This window comes from Moorena sp. SIO3A2, assembly GCF_010672265.1.
Classification (GTDB): domain Bacteria; phylum Cyanobacteriota; class Cyanobacteriia; order Cyanobacteriales; family Coleofasciculaceae; genus Moorena; species Moorena producens.
In genome coordinates this window covers 1-5,461 of record NZ_JAAHHC010000110.1, presented here as the reverse complement: position 1 = coordinate 5,461, position 5,461 = coordinate 1, and the positions used below count along the sequence as shown (strand labels likewise).

At 43.8% G+C, this 5,461-nt stretch carries 6 protein-coding genes and 1 pseudogene; 2 read left to right on the top strand and 5 right to left on the bottom strand.

What is annotated here, in order from left to right; all coding sequences use genetic code 11:
* Nucleotides 1-176: 176 nt before the first annotated feature.
* Nucleotides 177-524, top strand: coding sequence for a hypothetical protein (locus tag F6K64_RS37825; RefSeq protein WP_287267992.1), 348 nt, complete (start codon nt 177-179; stop codon nt 522-524).
* A gap of 369 nt (nt 525-893) precedes the next feature.
* Nucleotides 894-2,177: a calcium-binding protein gene (locus tag F6K64_RS37820; protein WP_287267991.1), complete on the top strand. Its 1,284-nt coding sequence runs from the start codon at nt 894-896 to the stop codon at nt 2,175-2,177.
* Nucleotides 2,178-2,231: 54 nt separating this feature from the next.
* Here the strand turns inward: F6K64_RS37820 and F6K64_RS37815 are convergent.
* From F6K64_RS37815 to F6K64_RS37795, 5 genes and pseudogenes are all read right to left on the bottom strand, one after another.
* Nucleotides 2,232-2,423: pseudogene (locus F6K64_RS37815) on the bottom strand (RNA-guided endonuclease TnpB family protein); the annotation flags it as partial.
* A gap of 353 nt (nt 2,424-2,776) precedes the next feature.
* Nucleotides 2,777-3,031, bottom strand: a complete 255-nt coding sequence (locus tag F6K64_RS37810; protein WP_287267989.1) for a hypothetical protein — start codon at nt 3,029-3,031, stop codon at nt 2,777-2,779.
* Between the two features lie 116 nt (nt 3,032-3,147).
* Nucleotides 3,148-3,585, bottom strand: coding sequence for a hypothetical protein (locus F6K64_RS37805; protein WP_287267988.1), 438 nt, complete (start codon nt 3,583-3,585; stop codon nt 3,148-3,150).
* Between the two features lie 209 nt (nt 3,586-3,794).
* Complete coding sequence (locus F6K64_RS37800; RefSeq protein ID WP_287267986.1) at nt 3,795-4,097, bottom strand: hypothetical protein; 303 nt, start codon at nt 4,095-4,097, stop codon at nt 3,795-3,797.
* Nucleotides 4,098-4,277: 180 nt separating this feature from the next.
* Nucleotides 4,278-5,198 carry a P63C domain-containing protein gene (locus F6K64_RS37795; protein WP_287267984.1) on the bottom strand — a complete coding sequence of 307 codons (921 nt, stop codon included), beginning with the start codon at nt 5,196-5,198 and terminating at the stop codon, nt 4,278-4,280.
* Nucleotides 5,199-5,461 lie beyond the last annotated feature (263 nt).

Below are 5,461 nucleotides of genomic sequence, written 5' to 3'. Positions count from 1 at the left end.
TAATTACTCGCTTACCCTCTTGTCGGACAAAGACGGAGGAAGAGAGCACCCTTCTGAGGTCTTCTTGTTCCACCTCAGTGTATCTCATCCTGATCTTTCGTCAATCGAAGTGATCAGCCACTGGTATATGGAACATTTTGGAGTATAATTTAATTTACTTCTATTTATATAATTTAATGAGCTATATTTATCATTTAGATACGCATTTTCTTCCTTTATCTAGCGACAGCACTTTTAGTATTACTTTTGAAACAGTACATTCAATAACTGTTTTCTCCCATATTGGATCGGTTTTCCTCCTTGAGGATATTGTAGATTCTATTGATAGTTTTAAAGACACTGACAAAAATTTTTTACAAAAACTGTTAGAAAACAAGGGGCATTACAGAACGATTGATTACAAATACCTAAAAACAGTAAAAGTGGAAGGCAGTACAGACGTAACAATGAGTGAAGCCCCTAGTCATTGTTATACGGTCATACATCAGATGACTGAAAAAGAAGTTGAAGAGTTTTATCAATAATAATGACTTTAACCATTCTTGTCTCGATTGTTTGTTGGTCGAGGCAAGGAATCAGGTATGGTTGAGGGAAAAGCAGACCTCAGCCCACTCAATAGTGGGGATAATTTGTTTGTGTGGGGATGATTTGTTTGTAGTGAGTGCTAATAGGTAGGCTGAAGTTTTCGGTCACAATAAATCCCTGCGAGGGCAGGGAAAAGGCTTAACTATAACGCTATAAATCTATAGCGCTATAAATAGTTTAGCGTAGATTGATGGCTATGAGTCACTCTGTGGAAGGTTTTAAGGCATTCATTAAGAAAAAAAACGAAAAGATATTGTTACGAAATTAACAATTATAATGAGCGTACCCATTACGGCATTAGGTACGGTATGACATTACAAGATGATTTCTTCCAAGTTGGGCAAGCAGACCCTTTCCAAGGTAATTTCTTCGCTGACAACGGGAGCGGAGCGGATAACTACGTTCCAGGGGAAGGCGAGACATTATTAGCGGTAATAAGCAATCAATTTATCCCAAGCAATACATTGGCAACATTTGGAAACGGCTCTACGTTTATCTTTCAAGAGAACGGAGACTTTGTCTTCGACCCAAATGGGGCCTTCGACTTTTTAGAACCGGGAGAGGAAGGAACTCCCTTTGAGTTCACTTATTCATACTTCAACGAATCTAATCGCCCCACTGTTAGTGGGGCGTTCATTACCATACAAGTGGTTAGGGAAGCCCCTACTGCTCCAATAGCACAGAGTGATGTCTTTAGCATTGCAGAAGATGGGCAAGTATTTGCAAGCCTTTTTGACGACAACGGGAACGGAAGAGATGAAGGGGATGGACCACTGACTCCTACTTTCTTTAGTTCAGACGGAACTGAAATCCCTCAAAATCAGGAAGTTGTATTAGAAAGTGGTGCAACTGTTACTTTAGGGGATGCTACAAGCATCAACTATCAACCCAATGGAGCTTTTGACAGTCTAAATGATGGGGAAACCTTTGAAGAAGAAGTGTTCACTTACACCCTCACGGATGGTAATGGGTTAACATCTGAGCCTGCCGAAATCAGGATAACTGTCAATGGAGAAGGCACTCCCGACCCAGTAGATCCAGTAGACCCAGTAGACCCAAGTCCGATCACGATCGCTCCAATTCGTGAAATCATTGGAAACAACGAGATTACCCTGGGGACTTCCTCCGATGACATTTTGACAGGAACCAGTCAGGCTGATGCCATTCTTGGGCTAGGCGGGGCTGATGTGATTCGTGGACTCGCTGGACGTGACACTCTTGGAGGTGGCGGTGGTCGTGATAGCTTATTCGGCGGTCAAGGCCGGGATTACCTTGATGGTGGAGGTGGTCAGGACCAGTTGAACGGTGGAGCTGGTCGTGACATCTTGGTAGGCGGCAATGGTTCCGACGTTCTTAGTGGTGGCAAAGGCCGGGACTTATTCGTTCTTCAATCTGGGGAAAATGGAGTTGATACAATCGAAGATTTCCAGGACACCAGCGACAGGATCGCTCTAGTTGGTTATGACTTGGGACAGATTGAAGCTGTGCAGGACGGCAGCTCTACCTCCATCCAATTTGCGGGAACAGAGATTGCCTCATTGACCGGAGTAGATGCCTCCCTGATTACAGATGAGGATTTCGTGTTGGTTTAAATTAGCAAAAGAAAGCTGTACCATATCCAACCCAAAACTTGACACTCCCTACGGCTATAAGCCGGGGGATTCTTGGTTCACAGACCCGTCTTGCTCGATCAAGCCGGAGCCAGAAGGAGTAGAGGACAAGTCTCCCCAAGCGTTAATTTTAGTTCCGGTGTGCCCCACCGTACTCAAGGCTCTCGTTAAGATGTTTATTGCGGCGTTATGGTCTCTGTCTAACTCACATCCACATTCACATACATGGGGAGTGTCAAAGTGACTTCTTCACTATCGCGGGAACTGGGCGTTGATCCAGACTTGATGGCATGATGTGAACGAGCAAATACCTATGAGCACCCTGGCACCCGCCGGGGTTTCTTTTTTCGCGAATCCATAAACCATACTGGGAAAGCGATACAGCCATTATTTCCCAAAAAGTCGCGATTGCTTCTTAACACTCGGGCTATTCTTTTTGGCCAGTTGGCCGCCCACATTCATCCCTTGGGGTGAGGAACGAATTTCGCGGAAAATCAATAACCTTTTAAACCACTCCAGGTAAGGGTTTGAGGTAGTTGATCACCCAAAAATTCCTCAACCTTTTTGGGTGGTGCTGTGAACTACCCAACGGTATCGGCTTTAGCCTCCGCTGCGCGAACGGTTGCAAGGCCGTAGGCCACGCTACGCGAACGGCAAGCTTTACTACTAGCGGGACGTCCCACCGCCAAACTCACCACATCCGTCCGTTCAGCGGAAGCAGCTTCTCCTAATATTAAGATAGCTCCGTCTTCTCCTTCTATGTGGGGGGCAAAAACCTTGCCATGAAAGGGTTGCAGGCACTTTGGATAGGTACTGATGTGACCCTCCCCCTCCAAACAGAGAGCTTCGGGAATCGTTTCCTATTAGGATATTGTCCACAAAAAGAAAAACCCCCTAGTGGTGCGAAGAGGGGGCGTTGCACTATCTCATTTTATCGCGATGGAAGATGCTTTTACAAAGCAGACAGGACTCTTTCTCTATAATCTATAATCAATTTAACTGAATTAAAATCGTGGTCTAGTTCATGGAAACAGGCAAGATAAATGTCTTTTACTTCTTTTCCGACGGGACTAGAGGGATTTAAAAGTCCTAGAATTATGGAAGCTTTAGGGGTCCAAGTCTCTCCCATCAATGAAACAACTCCAGCATTTTCAAAATAATCTTTCATTAGCTCGTAACAAAACTCAAATTTTCCTTGAGTCAAGTCAAAAAAATGCATCATTTTGTCTGCACGGTAAAACACAGGAGGATCATCATAAAATCCCTCTGCTCCGAAATCAATGAAAAGGAGGGCGGCGTCTCTTTTAGATTGAAGGGTGGGCGTCACTTCTCCACGGAGCAAAGCTAGTGAGTAATCGTGAACAGCTTGAATAGTTACACTTGTCAGCATGTTAGTATTAACCTATGAGTTTGATCTCTTCGGACTTAGAAAGCGGCTGTCTTTTGCGGGAGAGCCGCTTTCTGCATTTAGTATAGCACAGTGGTGAACAGTATTGTCTACAAAAAGAAAAACATTAGCAGTTCGATTACTGATATTCAGTTCACCTAAGGAAAACTATTCCTTAGGTGAATTCACCGGGTGGGTTGTCAAGTCGCTTTTTATTTTTTCTTGACTTTGTTCAAAAACCACATGTTTACTTCTTTTGCTACTTTTGACACGTTATAGTCATTAAGCCAGTGCCCTATCATTATGATTTGTATCGGGAGCCAAGTCTCTCCGTCAATAGGGACACCTTCCTCATAAATCATGTTTTTACGAGTGCAATCGACAATGTAAACTTTTTTTACTTCATAAAAAGCTGCCACCTCTTCGGTAGTCCACTCTTCCCATTCTGGAGCATTTAACAACTCAATCAGCTGAGATACTTTAGCTGAGAAATTTTGACTATTGCTGGAATCCATGTTATGATCAACCTATGTTTGATTTGTTCGGACTTAGAGAGCGGCTTCCTTACCAGGGGATGGCCCGCTTTCTGCATTTATTATAGCACAGCGGTGAACAGTATTGTCCACAAAAAGAAAAACCCCCCAATCGGTGCGGATGGAGGGCGTTGCACTATCTCATTTTATCGCGATGGAAAACTAGCCAAGGTCTAGTACTAGCTGCACTTGATTCTGATGATAATCACGGATTTTTTGTAGAAAATCTTTTCGGGAGCTAGACATTACCATTACTACTAATGCATCATCAATTTTCTTTTTTAAAGCTGGATCAGCTTCAGCCGTAAAATGCTGATGATGAGTGCGATCTCGCCGCTTGGTTTTTGGGTTCACAGGATTCACTTGCCGGATGCGTTCCATCACCTTCGCTGGAATCCAATCATAGACCGCTTGGTTGATAAATGTTCCCATTGCTGGGCAGTTCCATGCCACCCCAACTAATCGCACCGCGTGCGCTTGCCATTCAGCATTAAAGTGAATATCCCATTCCCGCGCTTCTTCCTGCACTATCCCCTCAATAGTCCTTCGCTTTGTTTTAGCTAGTTCAGCTTCTAGTTCCGCAATCCGGGCATCCTTCTCTTTTAACTGCTGTTGAGCTTCTGACATGACCCGCTTAGCTTCTGGCCAAGCGTCTAGCATTAATGTCCGAACTTCTTTCGCCACTGCTGACTTAGTTAGGATCATTCCCAAACGCAAAGCACCGCGAGGATTCCATATTAAGGCAGTAGAGGTATATTTACTAACCCCTAAAGAGGCTAAGGAAAAGTTTTCCTTAGCCTTACTATATGTAGTTAACTCTTTCCTTGATAATGTTTGAACACCATCAGAATCAAATTCATCCTTATTATTTTTGTGAGTTTTGTTTACTAGATTTTCTGAAACCCCATAATACTCAGCTAATTGCTTGGTAGTACAGACCCCAGTGCCATTAAGGTAAGCCTGGAACAGTGCGCCAGCTTTCGCTAGGATATCTTCTGCGGACTCGTGAGTGTACTTGGAGAGTTCCATGTCACGCTCTTCCCGGTTATTTTTCCAGGACTCTTGAATGCTGTCGTAATCCATGTTATGATCAACCTATAAGTTTGATTTACTTACAGAAAGCGGCTACCTTTGCACGGGATGAGCCGCTTTCTGCATTTAGTATAGCACAGCGGTGAACAGTATTGTCCACAAAAAGAAAAACCCCTGGCTCTCCACCGGGGGTTTTTCTTTGGTCAGTTAGGAGAGATTAGAGGTAATGGTCTCCATAATCTTCAATGTGTTCCCATTCAGTCTCTTGTGAAAAAATGACTTGGTTAGCATCTTGAAGAGACATTCTAATACTG